Origin of the sequence: Streptomyces sp. NPDC050263 (assembly GCF_040655955.1) — a bacterium.
Taxonomy (GTDB): domain Bacteria; phylum Actinomycetota; class Actinomycetes; order Streptomycetales; family Streptomycetaceae; genus Streptomyces.
In genome coordinates this window covers 16131-33529 of record NZ_JBFAKW010000012.1, presented here as the reverse complement: position 1 = coordinate 33529, position 17399 = coordinate 16131, and the positions used below count along the sequence as shown (strand labels likewise).

Sequence of the window (17399 nt, the reverse complement as noted above, 5' to 3'; positions counted from 1 at the left end):
CTGCGCCGGGGCACCGTTCCACAGGCGGGCTCGACCTGTTCGCCGTAGGTCTCGACCGGTTCGGGTCCGTCCTGGACGACGACCTCACGACAGCGGCACGAGACGGGGCCGCCTTTCACGCCATTCGCGGCGAGTACGGCTCGGGCAGGACGTTCTTCGCGCGCCGGCTCGCCGAACGGGCCAAGCGCGCGGGGCTCGCCACCGCCGCGGTGCCGATCTCCGCGCTGCCCCATGCCGAGCGAGAAGGCGCCGACGCGCTTGCCGGCCACGCTGGTCAGCCCGGCCGGCTCGATGACCTCGTCGACCCGGCGCCGCGGAATGCCGTGCGTGTACGCGAGTGCCATCAGATGGCTGAACGCGCTGCGCCCGGGGTGCACGGACTTCGCCTCCAGCAGGGTGCCGATCTCGTGCAGCGGCGCGGAGTGCCCGCCGTACGCACGCCCGTTGACCGTGACCGAGCCCTTGGTGGGGGAGTCCAGTCCGACGATCATCCGCATGGTCGTGGACTCGCCCGCGCCGTTGGGACCGAGGAAGCCGGTCACCTCACCGGGCTCGACGGTGAAGCCCAGCTTGTCGACGACCGTCGTGTCGCCGTACCGCTTCGTCAGCTCGCGCGCTTCGACCATGGGTGGGCCTGGCCTTTCCTGCCTGGGACTCGGCCGCGGGGGCGGTGCCGCGGTGTCTGTTTTTGAAGCTACGAGCGCCTCGGGCCGGGAGGCTGGGACCGGAGGGGAATCTTCGCGCCCGGGTCGTACCGCGGTACCACCCGGGGCCGTCGTCGTGTCGTCCCCGGGTCGCATCCGGGTCGCCCTCGTCGCGAAGATCCGCCAGAATGGGTGCCCGTTCGTCCGTACCGAACCACCGAGGTTTTCCGTGACCCACTCCGTGGCCCGCGAGCCGCAGCGGCGCAATTCGCGGTCCAACCGGGCTCGCATCCTGGCCACGGCCCGTCAGGAGCTCGGCCGGAATCCGGACGTCACCCTGGAGGAGATCGCGCGGGCCTCCGGCGTCGTACGGCGTACGCTCTTCGGTCACTTTCCCGGGCGGGCGGCGCTGTTGGAGGCGCTCGCGCAGGAGGCGTCCGACGCGCTGCGCGCCGTCCTGGCGGTGGCGGCACGCCCCGAGGACCCGGCCGAGCGGGCGCTCGCGCACTTCGTCTGCTCGATCTGGCCGGTGGGGGACCGCTACCGGCTGCTGCTCGCCCTGGCCCAGCGCGACCTGGGCATCGAGCGGGTGGCCGACATCCTCGCCCCCGCCCGCGAGGAGGTCACGGCCATCCTGGCGCGGGGCCAGCGCACCGGCGTCTTCCACACGCAACTGCCGCCCGCCGTGCTGAGCGCCGGGCTGGAGGGCATGCACATCGCGCTGTTGGAGGAGGTCAACACCGGCGCGTTGGAGGACGACGGGACGCGGACGGCCGTCGCCACGCTCGTGGCGGCGGGTGTGCCGGAGGGACGGGCCCGCGCCGTGGTCGACGAGGTCGTGTCGGCGGCGGACGCGGGGCACGACACCGACGCCTGACGCGTCGATCAGCCAGCCAGCCAGCCAGCCAGCCAGCCAGCCAGCCAGCCAGCCGGTCAGTCAGTCAGTCAGCCGGTCAGTCGAAGGCGGCCCCGTCCATCGTCGGCGTGAGCGCGACGCCGTGGCCGAAGAGCCAGGGCCAGGGCTGTCCGTAGACGAGGTCGCCGACGACGAGCGCCCGGGCTGCCTGGGTGGTGAGGACGGCTTCGTCGCCGCCCTTGTCACCAGCGGCGCTTCTGCCAAGTGCACGGTCTCACAACGTAATCGGGGCTGGTGAACGCGGTGCGCTCGGACGTCAACACTGCGGTGTGGCCGGGGCAGGAGGCCACTGTGTGACATCCGAGGCGGTGGCGGTCCGTGTCGCTGTTGGGCCGAACGGGTGACTTGGCGTAAGAATTGGCTGGTGCACGCATTGAAGGCGAGTCAGTTCGGGGGGTGCCGGTGAACCGTTACGACGTCACCGATGAACAATGGGAAGGGCTCGCTCAGGTTGTTCCGTTGCGCGGCCGGGACGCCTGGCCGTCGGCGGTGGACCATCGCGCGCTGCCCGACGACGAGACGGAGACCCGGCGCCGCTTCGTCGTGCTGCGGGTCAACGTCTTCGCGGACGCCCGCGAGGTCGCCGAGACGCTGATGGCGGGCATCCCGGTGCTGCTCGACCTGACGAGCGCGGAGACCGACACCGCCAAGCGAGTCCTGGACTTCTCCACCGGGGTCGTCTTCGGCCTGTCCAGCGGCATGCACCGGGTCGACCGCAACGTCTTCCTGCTGACCCCACCGGGCACAGAGGTGAGCGGGATCATGGAAGGGGCGGGGGTTCCGGGGGTCTGAGACGGCGGGGCCGGTCCCGTGAGCGGCGGGCCGCCGTCGGACCGTCACGGGGCCGGCGTCGGACCGCCGCCGGGCCGGCGGCGCGACCGGCTCGGTGCGAAGGGCGCGCGGCGACCGACCGGCGCGGCCGGTTCGCCGGGAGCGGGAGCGGGAGCGGGAGCGGGACCCGGTCCGGCCGGGCGTGGGCGGCTGCCATGGCTGCTCGCCGACACCGTCTCGTCGTCGTTCGTCTCGTCGTGGTCGCCCGATCGTAGGAAGCTTGCCCGGGCGGAACGGTTCGTCCGGCGGCGGAGTCCTACGGTCCGGATATGCCCTCGCCGTTCGCCTCTTCCGCGCCCTTACCCCAACCTCCCACCACGCCCGACGGCGCGCCGCCCGGCGACGCCTCGCCCACCGTGCCCGCGCAGGCGGCCTCCATGGAGGAGCAACGCGCCTCGCCCGGGGCCGACGTCCCCCGCACGGCGCCCGCGCAGGTGCGGTACACCCGGCCCTGCGTCACCGAGCTGCGGCTCTCCGCCTTCGCGACGCACGTGCGTGCCCGGTTCGCACTGGGCGCCGTCACGCTGTTCGTGGGGGCCAGCGGGAGCGGCAAGAGCAGCGCGCTGCGGGCGTACGAGGCGTTGGCGCGGCTCGGAGGCGGCGCCCCGCTCTGCGAGGTGTTCGCCGACCCGGTCGCGTGTGTGCCCCAGGGCGCGCGGCCCGACGCCCAGCGCCGCCGCGGGTTCCGTATCGGGTGCACGGCCGACGGACCCGGCGGGCCGGTCAGGCTCGACGTCGCCGTACAGGCCGAACCCGAGCTGCGCATCGTGGGGGAGCGGCTGAGCGCGGGCGGCATCGTGTTGCTGGAGACGGCCCTGCGCGATCCAGGGCGGCGCTCGGTGCAGGCCGCCTGGCACACCGGCGGCTCCTCCCCGGTGACCCGCGCTCCGCTGCCCGACGACCGGCTCGGCACCGCGCTGCTGCCGCTGCGCGTGGCCGGCAAGACCGACGGACAGCGGCAAGTGCTCGCCGCCGCCGAACAGATGGTGGTCGCCCTGCGGTCCGTGTTCGCCTGCGATCCGCAGCCCGACTGGATGGGCGCCCCCGTCCCCACCGGCTCCGGCCGACTGCTCACCGGCTGCGACAACCTCGCCGACGTGCTCTGGCGCACCCGCGAGGAGTGCGGACGGCGGCACGCGCAACTGGTGGCCGCGCTGTCCGCCGGATCCGGCGGAGCCCCCCGGCCCACCGGCCCGATCGTCGACCTGCGCGCCGAGCCGCTGACCGACGGCACGGTCCGCGCGCTCCTCCACCGAGCAGACGGCACCCGCACCGAACTCGCCCGGCTGGGATACGGCGAACTCCGTTACGTCGCCCTCGCGTTGGTGCTGCTCACCGGCCCCGGCGTCCTCGACGTGGACCCGGTCGGCGAGGTGCCCGCCGCGATGCAGACTCTCACCCTGCTCGCCGACGGCCTCGACCGCGGCCTCGACGCGACGCAGCACGCCGAACTGGTGCGGCTGGCGGTCCGGATGGCCGAGCGCGGGCACATCCGCTGCGTCGGCGCGGTCAGCGACGGCTCCTTCGCCGCCCGGACGGACGGAGTGACGGTGGTACACCTGGGGTCGTGACAGAACAACACCTCGACGTGGCGAAACTGCAACGCCGACTGGCCGAGTTCGCGGCCGCGCGGAACTGGCAGCCCTTCCACACGCCCAAGAACCTCGTCGCCGCGCTGAGCGTGGAGGCGTCCGAACTGGTCGAGATCTTCCAGTGGTTGACGCCGGAGGAGTCGGCCCGCGTGATGAACGACCCCGACACGGCCCACCGGGTGACGGACGAGGTCGCCGACGTGCTCGCCTATCTGCTGCAACTGTGCGAGGTACTCGGGATCGATCCGCTGGCGGCGCTGGACGCGAAGATCGACCGCAACGAGCACAGATTCCCGGCGCCGTAGCCGTAGATGCAGCCGTGGTGGGAGCGGCTCCCGCGCGCCATCGCGCGGGAGCCGGACGATCCGTTTTCACTCTCCGGAGTCAACAGGCGGACCGAAATCGATTTGTTGTCCACAGATTTCGGTCTTCCTCTGGCTTTTCGTCCCACAGACCCTCACTCTGGGTAGTGGACAAGGGTGTTCGGGCGGACGTGCGAGCAGCACGTCGGGACAGACGGGGGCGGCGCATGGACGCGGTGCGGCTCATCCTGACGAGCAGGCGCGCGCTCGCGGGCAGCAGCCAGGCGACGGAGATACTCACGGAGGTGTGGCAGGCACAGGCCCTGGCGCAGGCGATCGGCAGTCGCCTCGCCGTCTCGGGCCCGCCCGAACTGCGCGGCGAGGCGCTCGGACTGACCGAGCTGGCGGGCAGGGGCTGTGGTGTGCTGGGCGCGCCGGACCTCGACCCCACGGACCTCCTCGCCGCCCGGCTCACCGAGCTGGACGACGCCCGCCGGGCCCTGCTCGACCTGGGCGGCCTGCTCGGCGAGGTCGGCATCGCCCTGGTCGGCCTGGCCAGTTCGGCGGACGAGCAGAGCACGTACTGGCAGTGCATGGAGGCCATCGACGCGGCCGACGAATCCAGAGACCGAGTCCTCGAAATGCTACGCAAACTGACCGCAAGAGAAGAACGGGAACAGAGAGAGGCCGCCTTACCAGAGAGATGAGCCCCCCGACCGTCGGTCTCCCTCATCCCTGCCCGGCTGTCGGTCTGCCGCACCCCGACCATGCCGTCCGTCGGCCGCCTCTCGGGCCCGCCCGCCGGTCTGCCGCACCCCGGCCCCGGCGCGTCATCCGTGCTCCGTGCTCCTTGCTCCGTGGGTCACGTCAGGTCGGGGTGGTCCTTAGGGCGAGGTCATCAGGGGAGCGGTTGGCCAGGGTGATCAACGGGCTGGCGGCCGGGTCCGGGGCCGGGGACTGAAGGCCCGCCAACATGGACCGGCAGAACGGTAGACGGTGGACCGGCGGTCGGAGGACCGGCGGTCGGGGCACCGGGGTCGGAGGATCGGGGTCGGAGGATCGGCGGGTCTGGGCACCGGAGGCAGTGGACTGGCGGGCCGGAGCCGGGGGCCGTGGGCCCGCGACCAGAGGCCCTCGGGCCCGGAGGGCCCGGATGCCTGGGAGTCTGCGTGTCCGGGAGCCTGCGGTGCCTGGGAGCCCGGGGAGGGGCCGGGCCCCGCGGGTCGGGGGCGTCGGCCTGCGGTGCCCTCTTCTCTTGGGGTTCGCTGAGGAACTCCCGTTCCGGTCGACTGGAAATCCGCGTCCAGTGCCGACAGATCCAACATAATGATCACAGCGTATTATTGAGGCATGGTCAGGACCGAGCGCACGCCGCTCCGCGCAGTGATCTACACCCGCATCTCCCACGACCCGACCGGCAAGGCCGAAGGGGTTACCCGGCAGGAGGACGCCTGCCGCAAGCTCGCCGCCGACCTCGGTTGGTCCGTCGTCGCGGTCAAGGTCGATGACGACCGCACCGCCGTCGGCAAGAGCGGCCAGCGCGCCCGGCGTCCCGCCTACGCGGAACTGCTCGGCATGCTGTCCGCCCGTGAGGCCGACGCCGTGCTTGTTTGGCACACCGACAGGCTGTATCGGCAGGCCCGGGACCTTGAGCCGCTCATCGAGATCGTGGAGCGCACGCACATCCTGATCCGCCCGGTGAAGCAGGGCGAACTCGATCTCGCAACCGCCTCCGGCCGGATGGTCGCCCGTATCCTCGCCAGCGTGAGCACGCACGAGGTCGAGCACTCTGTCGAGCGCATGAAAGCCAAGAAGGAGGCGAACCGCCGGGCGGGCGTCCACCACGGCGGCCCCCGCACCTTCGGGTTCAAGGCTGTTGAGCCCACGGTCAAGGGGAAGGCTCCTCAGGTGCCGCGTGTCGACCCGCGTGAGGCGAAGTTGATTCGCGAGGCGGCGGACGCGGTACTGGCGCGTGCCGCCGACCCGCAGAGCGGCGCGACCCTGACGGGCATCTGCCGGGCGTGGAACGCTCGGGGGATCACCAGTCCGCGAGGCAAGCCGTGGGTCATCCAGACGCTTCGCTCCGTGCTGCTCTCGCCCCGGATCGCCGGACGCGTCGTGCACAAGGGCGAGGACGTGGGCCCGGCGCAGTGGGACGCGATCATCGACCATGACACGTGGCTCGCGCTGCGCACGGTGCTGACCGACCCAGCTCGCAGCGCACACCTCGCCAGTGCCGACGCCCGAGCGCCCAAGTACCTGGGTTCCGGGTTGTACCGGTGCGGCCGTCCAGGCTGCGGCGCAGTGGTCCGTCCCGGCGGGGCCAGGGCCGGACAGGGGCAGCAGTACCGGTGCACGGCCAGCGCGCACCTGATCCGGACCGCCGCTCCGGTGGATGGTTTGGTGGAACGCTTGATCATCGCGCGGTTGTGCCGCCCCGGGCGGGCCCGGGAGGTCTTCACGACGTCCGAGTCACCCGTAGCCGACGGCCCGGACGTAGACGCCCTGACCGCCCGTCACGCGACCTTGAACGCCCGGCTGAACGCCCTGGCCGAGGTGTTCGCGGACAGTGAGGATGCCGACCCGGTCGAGTACCGTGAGGCGGCCCGGCGCGTCAGTGAGAGGATCGCAGCCGTCGAGACGCAGATCGCCGATGCGGTGTCGGCGGCGGCAGCCGCCAGCGAGCCGGGCCCGTTGGACGCCGTTGACTTGCCGGAGTTGGTCAGGCGGCACGAGGCTGACCCCGATGACGCCCTTGAGTGGTGGCGCGCCACGTATTCGTTGGAGCGGCGGCGGAAGATCCTCGCCGTGCTGGCGGTGGTCACCCTGAGGCCTGGACGGCGGGGCCGTCCGCTCGGGGTCCTGCCGGGGGGCGTCGACCCCGAGTCGGTGCAGGTCGACTGGACGAGCTGACCCCCACACACGACGGAGCCCGGCCGGTGGTGACGCCCGGCCGGGCTCCGCGCTGTTCGCCTACTTGCTCGCCTCGCGCCCGTGGCACGAGCAGCGACAGCGGTGCACCAGCGTGATCCTGGTCGAGTGAGGCAGCGGTACGTCCCGGGTCTGTCGGCAGCGATCGTGCAGGGCGCCGTATCCGGGCCGGGCCCCGACCGCGCACTCCGCCGACAGCACCCCGTCGTCCGTGGTCGGCGCGCTCACGGCGTCTCTCCCCGGCTCCGAGCGTTCGCCACGGCCGCACCGGCGGACAGGCTCTCCGCCACCGTGGCGGGCCGGAGAGGCCCCCTCGCGTCCCACTCCCGCCCCCCGCCCGGCGGCCGGAGCTGCACGTACGGGCCGACATGGCCCATCACCCTGCCGATCCGCCGCGCCGACGTGTCCCACACGAGGTCCCCGACCTGGGGCGTGTCCGGCGGCAAGCTGTCTGTCTCGGTCGGCGGGGACTCTGCCAGTGCTGCCGGGCGGGCGGTAGGTTCGGTCATGTCGTCGCTCCTCGTAAGCGTCGGCCACGCCCCGGGACGGTGTCCGCCGTTGCCGGGGTCCTTGCCTGTCAACCCTTGTGCGCTGCCCCATCCGTCACAATTGGGCCGTCCTATAGCTCGGCCCTATATCTTTAAATCCATGGGGGACTCGCAACCGGGCCTGTGGTCGCACCCGCAGCTCATCGCAGCCGTCACGGCCGAGGACTGGGGTGCTGTCTTCCGCGCGTACCGCAAGCTGACCGGTCTCAGTCAGACCAAGCTCGGTGAGCGCGTCGGTCTGGTCCAGCCCGACGTCTCCGGCATCGAACGCGGGCACCGCCGGGTCACCTCTGTCGAGGTGCGGCAGCGCATCGTGTCCGGCCTGGACATCCCGGCGGACCTCACCCGTGCGGGGGCTCTGGCCCCGGCTCAGTCGGTCGCCGGTCTCGTGCTCCCCGGCCCCGGCCCCGATGACGACCTGCTGACCCGGGTGACGACCGTGGTCGATTCCGCGCACCGGGTCGACGCTCCCGCCCTCGACTGGCTCGACCGGCTGCTCGCCGAGCACCGCCGGGCCGAGGACGAGATCGGCTCGCGCCCGCTGGTCGAGATCATGCGCCAGCAACTCCGTACGGTCGTCGACCTGTACGCCGGGGCCCGAGGTCCACTGGCCGACCGGGTGATCCGACTCGCCTCCGAGCATGCCCAGTTCCTCGCGTGGATGGCGCAGGACCAGGGCCAGACCGCCGCCGCGCTCGCCTGGTACGACCGCTCCCACGAGTGGGCCCTTGAGGCCGGAGACGCCAACATGGCCGCCACCACGCTCTCGATGAAGGCGCACATGGCCTGGTCGGGTGGCCGGGGCGACCGGGCCGTCCGGCTGGCCGAGGCCGCGCGCTGGTCCGCTCCTGGGACATCACTCGGGGTCCAGGGCATGGCAGCGCAGATGGCCGCCCGGGGGCATGCCCTCAATGGTGACGGCGACGACGCCGAACGGCTCCTGGACGAGGCGCAGTCGCTCATCGGCCGGGCGGCCGAGCACCCGGAAGACGAGCCGGTCTGGATGTACTTCTACGGCGAGACCTGGTTCACCCTCCAGCGGGGCATGGCCGCGTTGCACCTGCGGGAATGGCGGGTCGCCGTCGACCACCTCACGGTCGGGCTGGCTGCCCTGCCGGACGAGTACCGGCGTGACCGCACCTGGTACCGCACGTGCCTGGCGCATGCGTACGCCGGGGCCGGGGAAGCCCCCGAGGCCCTCGCCGTGGCCCTGGAGGCGGTGCCGGATGCCGCCGCCGTCGGCCGCCCGCATGCCTGGAACGAACTCCACAGCACGGCGGCCCTGCTGCTGCGCCGGGGTGCCCCCGAAGGGCCCCAGCTCGTCGCCGCGCTGCGGCAGTTCGACTGAGCCTGGGCCTCTTGCCGGCTGATTCAGTCAAAACCACTCTGACCAGCTCAGACTGGTTGGCGAACGGCTCCGAATCCTCTGGAACCTGCCCGTACGGAGACGTACTCCGGGAGGGCGCAGCAAGACCCCGACCACTGACCGGCAACACACGGGCAGTGGTCTTTTTTCTGCCGCGTGGGGCTGGTCACGACCCGACCGGAGGCCCACACACGGGCGAATCCCCCGTCACGCTCGACGAGGTGCGCACCTGGTCCGCACTCGTCCCGCTCACCCAGGCGGCCCGCGCACTCAACATCGGCCGCACCACTGCCTTCGTCACCGCAGCCCGGGGCGCGTTTCCTGTACCGGTGCTGCGGATCCTCGGCGGACAGAAGGTGCGCACGGCCGACCTGATCGCCTTCCTTGCGGCTGACGGAGCGGCAGATCGCCGCCGAGGTCGGCCTGTCGCAGTCGCGCGTCAACGCGGTCGTAGAGCAGCGGATCGCGCAGCAGCTCGGGCCAGTGGTGGGCACCATGGTCGCCGTGCGCGATGCCGAGCTGGAGGATCTTTGGCGCAGGGGGCGGGCGCAGTACGCCCGTGCCGACGACCCCGAGACGAAGCTGAAAGCGATCAACGTCCTCCGGGGCCTCAACGAGTCCCGCCGTCGCCTCCACGGGGCCGACGCGCCGGAGGCCTTGACGGTCTCCTCGGAGCGCCGGGTGGACGAGGAGTCGGTGGACGTCGTGGAGGCCATCACGGCCGGGCTCGCCGCCGTCTCCCTGCCGCAGGACCGGCAGCAGTACGCGCTGGAGGCCGCCGCCGGTCGCCTCCGGGCCGTCGGGGGCGGAGAGTTCGCCCCGCCGGAGCCGCTGCCGCCGCCGGCCTCCGCGCCCACGCCCTACACCGAGGACGGCGTGATGTTCATCGACGGGCCGGAGGGCCTGCGGTACCGCGTCGTGGCCGTGGAGCCGCAGGACGCCCCGACGGTCACTCAGCTCGCCCTGCCGCCCGGCCCGTCTGCCCGGCGGCCCCCACGCGACGACGCCGACTCGGTGCTCGCCGCCGCCCGCGCCCTGCTTGAGGAGGATGAGGACGAAGACGACGATCAAGGCTGAGTTGACGGCCGCGCGGGCCGAGGACCTCCGGACACCGACCGCGTGGCCGAGCTGGCGACGGAGCTGAAGCGGGCCCGCCGTCGCCGCAGGCGCACCCCGGCGGCCGAGCGCTCCATTGCGCCCGTGAAAGGGGCTGACCGAGCAGGACCAGGCCGCCGTCGACACTTGGCCGCCCGAACTCCGCGCCCGGCTCTACAGCGGGTCTCTCAGCCGGGTGATCCTCCCGTGGCGGGACTGACCTGGGTCATGGAATCCCTGGCGGGTCGTCCGTCTCGCCAGGGATTCCATGGCGTGCTCCGCCCGCCGGATTGAGCCGATTCAGCTAAGGCAAATCGGCATCACCCCAGGTCACGGGGCCTGTGATTCCTCACGAGAAAAACCCGCTTTGATCTCAAGGTCGGACAGATCCGCGTTCAACGCCGCCATCAGCTCCTCCATCTGCTGCAACAACCCCTTCGGCTGGGCTGCGGTGGCCCCACCCTGCTGCGGCACGGTCTCTTCGGACATGACGGCCTCCTCGGCCCTGGCCCCCCGTGAGGAGGGCCGATGCGGGTGGCGTCCCGGCGCTGACCAGCCGGGCACCGGCGCCGGGCGGTCCGGCTCCGCCCCGGCCAACGATCACTGCGGAGGCGGGTCACTGGCCCGGGCAACCCCCCACGCACGGCATGCGCCTTTTTCACCCGACCGGGGAAGCCCGGGGGCCGGGGGACCGGTGAGATTGACGGGGCGGACGGCATGCAGGATGGAGGCATGGATCTTCGCATCTTCACCGAGCCCCAGCAGGGGGCGACCTACGACACCCTTCTCACCGTGGCCAAGGCCACCGAGGACCTCGGGTTCGACGCCTTCTTCCGGTCGGACCACTACCTGAAGATGGGCGATGCCGGCGGACTCCCGGGCCCCACCGACGCCTGGATCACGCTCGCCGGCCTCGCCCGTGAGACCAAGCGCATACGCCTCGGCACGCTCATGACGGCCGGCACCTTCCGGCTGCCCGGCGTCCTCGCCATCCAGGTCGCTCAGGTGGACCAGATGTCCGGCGGACGCGTCGAACTCGGCCTGGGCGCAGGCTGGTTCGAGGAGGAGCACACGGCGTACGGCATCCCCTTCCCGAAGGAGAAGATCGGCCGCCTGGAGGAGCAGCTGGAGATCGTCACGGGCCTGTGGGCCACGGAGCTCGGCAAGACCTTCGACTTCCACGGGTCGTACTACGACCTCACCGACTCGCCCGCGCTGCCCAAGCCCGCACAGGCGAAGATCCCGGTGCTGATCGGCGGCAACGGCGCGACCCGCACGCCGCGACTGGCCGCCCGGTTCGCCGACGAGTTCAACATGCCGTTCGGCTCGGTCGAGGACAGCGAACGCCAGTTCGGCCGGGTGCGGGCCGCCGCGGAGGAGATCGGCCGCGAAGCCGACGCGATCACCCTCTCCAACGCCCTCGTCGTCTGCGTCGGCAAGGACGACCAGGAACTCGCCCGGCGCGCCGCCACGATCGGCCGCGAGGTCGACGAGCTGAAGGCCAACGGGCTGGCCGGTTCCCCCGCCGAGGTCGTCGACAAGATCGGCCGCTACGCCGAGGCCGGCTCCCGGCGGATCTACCTCCAGGTCCTCGACCTGCACGACCTGGACCACCTCGAGCTGATCTCCGCCCAGGTACAGACACAACTGTCCTGAGGCGACGCTCGCGTCCTGAGGCGAGGTCGGCGTCCCAGGGGGTGAGCCGATGTCCCTGGACGGGGCCGACGTCCCCGGGGCGGCGCCGACCTCCCTGGGGCGAGGCATGCGGAGCGTCCCGGGTCCGGACATCGTCGTCCTTCCGCGTCCCGCACGTCCTGTGCGTCCCCGCAACCGCGACGCGCCGCAGGTCATCTGTGACACGGCTGTGACCGGAGGTATGGCTTCCGTCACAGTCGGCCCGACCATGCCCTGATGAGCTGGCCGGATGCGCAGACCCCGTGGTTCCGGCCTCGTCGGCCCCGTCGGCCCCGTCGGCCCCGTCCTCCCTGCCGTCGCCGCCGTGCTGCTCCTCGCCTCGGCGGCGACGGCCTGCGGAACGGAACGCGCGGGCACGACCGGCGGAGTCGGCGCGGCGTCCGCGGCGCCCACGACCCTGGTCACCGACCCTCCGGTGGACGGCGTTCGGATCACCTCGGTCACCATCCCCGCGGACCGCCTCCCCGTCGGCTCGGACGACTCCGCCGGCCGGGAGGACTCCGGTGTCTCCGCCGTCTACGAGATCACCAACGACGGCTCGGAGTCGCTGACGTACACCGTGCTCTTCACCTTCACGACGAGCAACGGCGAGGTCATGAGCAGCAAGCGCGAGACCGTGCGGGCGGTCGGACCCGGCAGGACCGTGCGGGGAACCGTCGAACCGGGCGTGCTCGCCCCGGGCGCCTCCCCGGTGACGACGGCGAAGGTCGCCGAGGTGACCAAGGTCCCCGCGACCGAGGCGCCGGCCGCCCCCGACGTCTGCCCGTCCTCCGGGATTCGCGTCACGGCCGACGAGGGCGACGCGGCGATGGGCCTGCGCGTCGTCGGACTGCACCTGGAGAACTGCGGCAAGAAGGACTACTCCCTCGACGGCTACCCGCAACTGACCCTCCTGGACGACGACCACCAGCCGGTCGACGGAGTGCAGATCCTCCACGGCGGCGACAGCATTTCCACCGGAACCGGTTACGACGACCCGCCGAGCCCGCTCACCCTGAAACCCGGTGAAACCGCTGTCTCCGGCCTGATCTGGCGCAACACCACCGAAGCCGGTCTCGACGCCGTGACCGTCCCGTACGTCCGCGTCCGCGCGAAAACCGGTGCCGCACCTGTCATCGTCACTCCGCACCTCGACCTCGGCACCACCGGAAAGCTGGGCGTCGGAGCGTGGAAAAGGGCGGATCGCTAACCGCGGTAGCCCATGGCAGCCGCATGGCAGCCGCACGGCCGCCGTAGGGCAGGCCTACGGCAGCCAGGAAAAATTCCGCGTCTTCGCGCACCGTTTCTCGGTACGTTGGAGAGGCGCGCGAGCGCACCACCAGCGCTTTCGCTCCTTCCGACCCCTTCGAGGCACCCACCGTGTTCCTGACGATCAGCACCACAGGCACCCCCGAACGCCCCGCGACCGACCTGGGCTTCCTGCTGCACAAGCATCCCGACAAATCGCAGGCGTTCTCCACCTCCTACGGCCGGGCGCACGTCCTCTATCCCGAGGCCGACGCCGAGCGCTGCACGGCGGCGCTGCTGCTGGAGGTGGACGCGGTGGCGCTGGTCCGGCGCGGCAAGGGCAAGGGCCGCGGCGGCGCTCCCGACGCCGCCCTCGCCCAGTACGTCAACGACCGCCCGTACGCCGCTTCCTCGCTGCTCGCGGTCGCACTCAGCGGCGTGTTCTCCAGCGCGATGCGCGGAGTGTGCGCCGCCAAGCCCGAACTCCCCGCGCAGGCCAGGCCGTTGCGGGTCGAGGTGCCCGCGCTGCCCGCCCGCGGCGGCCCCGACCTCGTACGAGCCCTCTTCGAGCCGCTCGGCTGGACGGTGAGCGCCGAACCGGTGGCCCTGGACACGGAGTTCCCCCAGTGGGGCGACTCGCGCTATGTGAGCCTCGTTCTGGAATCGCAGACGCTCACTCTCGCCGAGGCCCTGCGGCACCTGTACGTCCTGCTGCCCGTCCTCGACGACGCCAAGCACTACTGGGTGTCCTCCGACGAGGTCGACAAGCTGCTTCGCGCCGGTGAGGGCTGGCTGTCCGACCACCCCCAGCAGAAACTGATCACAAGCCGTTACCTGTCCCGCCGCTGGTCACTGACCCGGCAGGCGATGGAGCGGCTGGAGCTGGTCCGGCTCGCCGAGGCCGACGACAGCGAGGTCGAGGAGATCGACAACGCGGTCGCGGCGGAGGCCGAGACGGAGGAGCGCCCGACCCCGCTGGCCGTGCTGCGCCGCGAGGCGATCGTCACGGCGCTGACCGCGTCCGGGGCCGCCCGCGTCCTCGATCTCGGCTGCGGCCAGGGCCAGTTGGTGCAGGCGCTGCTGAAGGACCCGCGCTTCACCGAGATCGTCGGCGTCGACGTGTCGATGCGTGCGCTCACCATCGCCTCGCGCCGTCTGAAGCTGGACCGCATGGGGGAGCGGCAGGCCTCCCGCGTCCAGCTCTTCCAGGGCTCGCTGGCCTACACCGACACCCGTCTCAAGGGCTACGACGCCGCCGTCCTCAGCGAGGTCGTCGAACACGTCGACCTGCCGCGGCTGCCCGCCCTGGAGTACGCGGTGTTCGGCTCGGCCCGCCCGAGGACCGTCCTCGTGACGACCCCGAACGTCGAGTACAACGTGCGCTGGGAGACCCTCCCGGCCGGCCACGTCCGGCACGGCGACCACCGCTTCGAGTGGACCCGCGAGGAATTCCGCGCCTGGGCGGTCGGCGTCGCCGAACGGCACGGCTACGAGGTCGAGTTCGTCCCCGTGGGCCTCGACGACCCCGAGGTCGGCCCGCCCACCCAGATGGCCGTGTTCCGCATGAAGCCCGCGAACGAGACGAACCAGAAGAACAAGGCGAACGAGAAGGAGGAGAAGGCAGCATGACCGAGAATCAGGTTTCCATGGAGCAGGGCCGCGTGCTGCCCGTCACCGACCTCTCCCTCGTCGTGCTCATCGGCGCGTCCGGGTCGGGCAAGTCCACCTTCGCCCGCCGGAACTTCAAGCCCACCGAGGTCATCTCCTCCGACTTCTGTCGAGGTCTGGTCTCCGACGACGAGAACGACCAGAGCGCGACCCGGGACGCCTTCGACGTCCTGCACTACATCGCGGGCAAGCGGCTCGCGGCCGGCCGGCGCACGGTCGTCGACGCGACCAGCGTCCAGCAGGACGCCCGCCGGCAGCTGATCGACCTGGCCAAGCAGCACGACGTCCTGCCCATCGCCATCGTGCTGGACGTGCCGGAGGAGGTGTGCGCCGAACGCAACGCGGGCCGCAACGACCGCGCCGACATGCCCCGCCGGGTCATTCAGCGCCACACTCGCGAACTCCGTCGCTCCCTGCGCCACTTGGAGCGCGAGGGCTTCCGCAAGGTGCACGTCCTGCGGGGCGTCGAGGACGTCGAGAACGCCTCGATCGTCACCGAGAAGCGCTTCAACGACCTGACCCACCTCACCGGCCCCTTCGACGTCATCGGCGACATCCACGGCTGTGCCTTTGAACTGGAGTCCCTGCTGGGCAAGTTGGGCTACGTCGACGGCGCGCACCCGGAAGGCCGCCAGGCCGTCTTCGTCGGCGACCTGGTCGACCGGGGCCCGGACAGCCCGGGCGTTCTGCGCCGCGTGATGTCGATGGTCAGGTCCGGCGACGCCCTCTGCGTCCCCGGCAACCACGAGAACAAGTACGGCCGTTACCTCAAGGGCCGCAAGGTTCAGCACACCCACGGCCTCGCCGAGACCATCGAGCAGATGGAGACGGAGACCGAGGAGTTCCGCGCCGAGGTGCGGGAGTTCATCGACGGACTGGTCAGCCACTACGTCCTCGACGGCGGCAAGCTGGTGGTCTGCCACGCCGGTCTGCCCGAGAAGTACCACGGCCGCACCTCCGGCCGGGTCCGTTCGCACGCCCTCTACGGCGACACGACCGGCGAGACCGACGAGTTCGGCCTGCCGGTGCGCTACCCGTGGGCGGAGGACTACCGGGGCCGGGCGGCCGTCGTCTACGGCCACACCCCGGTCCCCGAGGCGACCTGGCTGAACAACACCATCTGCCTGGACACCGGCGCCGTCTTCGGCGGCAAGCTGACCGCGCTGCGCTGGCCGGAGCGCGAGCTGGTCGACGTACCGGCGGAGCAGGTCTGGTACGAGCCGGCGCGGCCGCTGAAGACGGACGCGCCGGGCGGACACGACGGTCGTCCGCTGGACCTGGCGGACGTCAACGGCCGACGCATCGTCGAAACCCGTTACGAAGGACACAATCGCGTCTCGATCCGTGAGGAGAACGCGGCCGCTGCCCTGGAGGTGATGAGCCGCTTCGCGGTGGACCCGCGCCTGCTGCCGTATCTCCCGCCGACGATGGCGCCCACGGCCACCTCGCACGTCGACGGCTACCTGGAGCACCCGGCGGAGGCGTTCGCGCAGTACGCAGCCGACGGTGTGGCGCGGGTCGTGTGCGAGGAGAAGCACATGGGCTCGCGGGCGGTGGCCCTGGTCTGCCGCGACGCGGAAACAGCGCGTAAGCGGTTCGGCGTGGACGGCCCGACCGGCTCCCTCTGCACCCGCACCGGCCGCCCGTTCTTCGACGACGAGTCGGTGACGGAGGAAATACTCGACCGGGTGCGGACGGCGGTCGGCGAGGCCGGTCTGTGGGACGAACTCGACACGGACTGGCTGCTGTTGGACGCCGAGTTGATGCCGTGGTCGCTCAAGGCCGCCGGTCTGCTGCGATCGCAGTACGCGGCCGTCGGCGCCGCGTCCGGGGCGGTGTTCCCGGGCGCACTGGCCGCACTCCAGGGTGCGGCCGACCGTGGCGTCGACGTGTCCGACCTGCTCGCGCGCCAGCGTGAACGGGCCGATGCGGCAACGGCGTTCACCGAGGCCTACCGGCGCTACTGCTGGACCACGGACGGCCTGGACGGCGTACGCCTGGCCCCGTTCCAGATCCTCGCGGTCCAGGGCCGCAGCCTCGCGGATCTGCCCCATGACGGCCAACTGGCGCTGCTCGACCGGCTGGTGGAGCACGACCCGACCGGCCTGCTGCAGACCACGCGCCGGCTTTACGTCGACACGGCCGACCCCGAGTCGGTCCAGGCCGGCGTCGACTGGTGGCTGGAGATGACCGGCCGGGGCGGCGAGGGCATGGTCGTCAAGCCGTTGGGCGCGCTGGTGCGCAGCGCAGAGGGCCGACTGGTCCAGCCCGGCATCAAGTGCCGGGGCCGCGAGTACCTCCGGATCATCTACGGCCCGGAGTACACGCGCCCCGACAACCTCACCCGCCTGCGCGGCCGCTTCCTCAACCACAAGCGCTCGCTCGCGATCCGCGAGTACGTGCTCGGTCTGGAGGCGCTGGCCCGGCTGGCGGAGGGCGAGCCGCTGTGGCGGGTCCACGAAGCGGTGTTCGGAGTGCTGGCCCTGGAGTCGGAACCGGTCGACCCCAGGTTGTAACCGGTACCAGTCCCGTTACCGGTACCAGTCACGTTACCGGTACCAGTCCCGGTACTGGTACCGCGGAC

The 17399-nt window shown here is 71.8% G+C and carries 15 protein-coding genes and 2 pseudogenes; 13 read left to right on the top strand and 4 right to left on the bottom strand.

Annotation, left to right across the window (positions count from 1 at the left end; all coding sequences use genetic code 11):
* Window positions 1-212: pseudogene (locus AB0J04_RS07975) on the top strand (BREX system ATP-binding domain-containing protein); the annotation flags it as partial.
* A gap of 9 nt (window positions 213-221) precedes the next feature.
* On the opposite strand, the pseudogene AB0J04_RS07970 reads toward AB0J04_RS07975, so the two are convergent.
* Window positions 222-626 (bottom strand): annotated as a pseudogene (locus tag AB0J04_RS07970) (ATP-binding cassette domain-containing protein); the annotation flags it as partial.
* A gap of 247 nt (window positions 627-873) precedes the next feature.
* Here AB0J04_RS07970 and AB0J04_RS07965 point away from each other — a divergent pair.
* The 6 genes from AB0J04_RS07965 to AB0J04_RS07940 all read left to right on the top strand — a co-directional run bounded on the left by AB0J04_RS07965 (window position 874) and on the right by AB0J04_RS07940 (window position 7198).
* The gene (locus AB0J04_RS07965; protein ID WP_363167500.1) at window positions 874-1521 is read left to right on the top strand and encodes a TetR/AcrR family transcriptional regulator; all 648 of its coding nucleotides are present in this window, start codon (window positions 874-876) and stop codon (window positions 1519-1521) included.
* A gap of 435 nt (window positions 1522-1956) precedes the next feature.
* Window positions 1957-2352, top strand: a complete 396-nt coding sequence (locus AB0J04_RS07960; protein ID WP_363167499.1) for a cell division protein SepF — start codon at window positions 1957-1959, stop codon at window positions 2350-2352.
* A 308-nt stretch (window positions 2353-2660) separates the two neighbouring features.
* A complete protein-coding gene (locus tag AB0J04_RS07955) occupies window positions 2661-3962 on the top strand; it encodes an ATP-binding protein (protein ID WP_363167498.1) in 1302 nt (433 codons plus the stop codon).
* On the top strand, window positions 3959-4288 hold the full coding sequence (locus AB0J04_RS07950; protein ID WP_363167497.1) for a nucleotide pyrophosphohydrolase: 330 nt from the start codon (window positions 3959-3961) through the stop codon (window positions 4286-4288). The genes AB0J04_RS07955 and AB0J04_RS07950 overlap by 4 nt, the downstream gene beginning before the upstream one ends.
* 224 nt (window positions 4289-4512) lie before the next feature.
* Window positions 4513-4992: a DUF6099 family protein gene (locus tag AB0J04_RS07945; RefSeq protein WP_363167496.1), complete on the top strand. Its 480-nt coding sequence runs from the start codon at window positions 4513-4515 to the stop codon at window positions 4990-4992.
* A gap of 643 nt (window positions 4993-5635) precedes the next feature.
* Entirely contained in the window at window positions 5636-7198 is a 1563-nt protein-coding gene (locus AB0J04_RS07940) for a recombinase family protein (protein WP_363167495.1), read from the top strand.
* 60 nt (window positions 7199-7258) lie between these two features.
* On the opposite strand, the gene AB0J04_RS07935 is transcribed toward AB0J04_RS07940, so the two are convergent.
* Both AB0J04_RS07935 and AB0J04_RS07930 read right to left on the bottom strand, forming a co-directional pair.
* The gene (locus tag AB0J04_RS07935) at window positions 7259-7444 is read right to left on the bottom strand and encodes a hypothetical protein (protein WP_363167494.1); all 186 of its coding nucleotides are present in this window, start codon (window positions 7442-7444) and stop codon (window positions 7259-7261) included.
* Window positions 7441-7725, bottom strand: a complete 285-nt coding sequence (locus AB0J04_RS07930; protein WP_363167577.1) for a hypothetical protein — start codon at window positions 7723-7725, stop codon at window positions 7441-7443. The genes AB0J04_RS07935 and AB0J04_RS07930 overlap by 4 nt, the downstream gene beginning before the upstream one ends.
* A gap of 139 nt (window positions 7726-7864) precedes the next feature.
* On the opposite strand from AB0J04_RS07930, the gene AB0J04_RS07925 reads away from it, so the two are divergent.
* Entirely contained in the window at window positions 7865-9112 is a 1248-nt protein-coding gene (locus tag AB0J04_RS07925) for a helix-turn-helix domain-containing protein (protein WP_363167493.1), read from the top strand.
* Between the two features lie 402 nt (window positions 9113-9514).
* Entirely contained in the window at window positions 9515-10207 is a 693-nt protein-coding gene (locus AB0J04_RS07920; protein WP_363167492.1) for a hypothetical protein, read from the top strand.
* 348 nt (window positions 10208-10555) lie between these two features.
* On the opposite strand, the gene AB0J04_RS07915 is transcribed toward AB0J04_RS07920, so the two are convergent.
* On the bottom strand, window positions 10556-10714 hold the full coding sequence (locus AB0J04_RS07915) for a hypothetical protein (protein WP_363167491.1): 159 nt from the start codon (window positions 10712-10714) through the stop codon (window positions 10556-10558).
* A gap of 243 nt (window positions 10715-10957) precedes the next feature.
* Here AB0J04_RS07915 and AB0J04_RS07910 point away from each other — a divergent pair, with 243 nt between their 5' ends.
* From AB0J04_RS07910 to AB0J04_RS07895, 4 genes are all read left to right on the top strand, one after another.
* On the top strand, window positions 10958-11881 hold the full coding sequence (locus AB0J04_RS07910) for an LLM class F420-dependent oxidoreductase (protein ID WP_363167490.1): 924 nt from the start codon (window positions 10958-10960) through the stop codon (window positions 11879-11881).
* A 268-nt stretch (window positions 11882-12149) separates the two neighbouring features.
* A complete protein-coding gene (locus tag AB0J04_RS07905; RefSeq protein WP_363167489.1) occupies window positions 12150-13109 on the top strand; it encodes a DUF4232 domain-containing protein in 960 nt (319 codons plus the stop codon).
* Window positions 13110-13279: 170 nt separating this feature from the next.
* Window positions 13280-14776, top strand: coding sequence for a 3' terminal RNA ribose 2'-O-methyltransferase Hen1 (locus AB0J04_RS07900; RefSeq protein ID WP_363167488.1), 1497 nt, complete (start codon window positions 13280-13282; stop codon window positions 14774-14776).
* Window positions 14773-17331 (top strand): polynucleotide kinase-phosphatase, encoded by a 2559-nt coding sequence (locus tag AB0J04_RS07895; protein WP_363167487.1) that lies wholly within the window; start codon window positions 14773-14775, stop codon window positions 17329-17331. Before AB0J04_RS07900 ends, AB0J04_RS07895 begins: the two co-directional genes overlap by 4 nt.
* The last annotated feature ends 68 nt before the right edge of the window (window positions 17332-17399 follow it).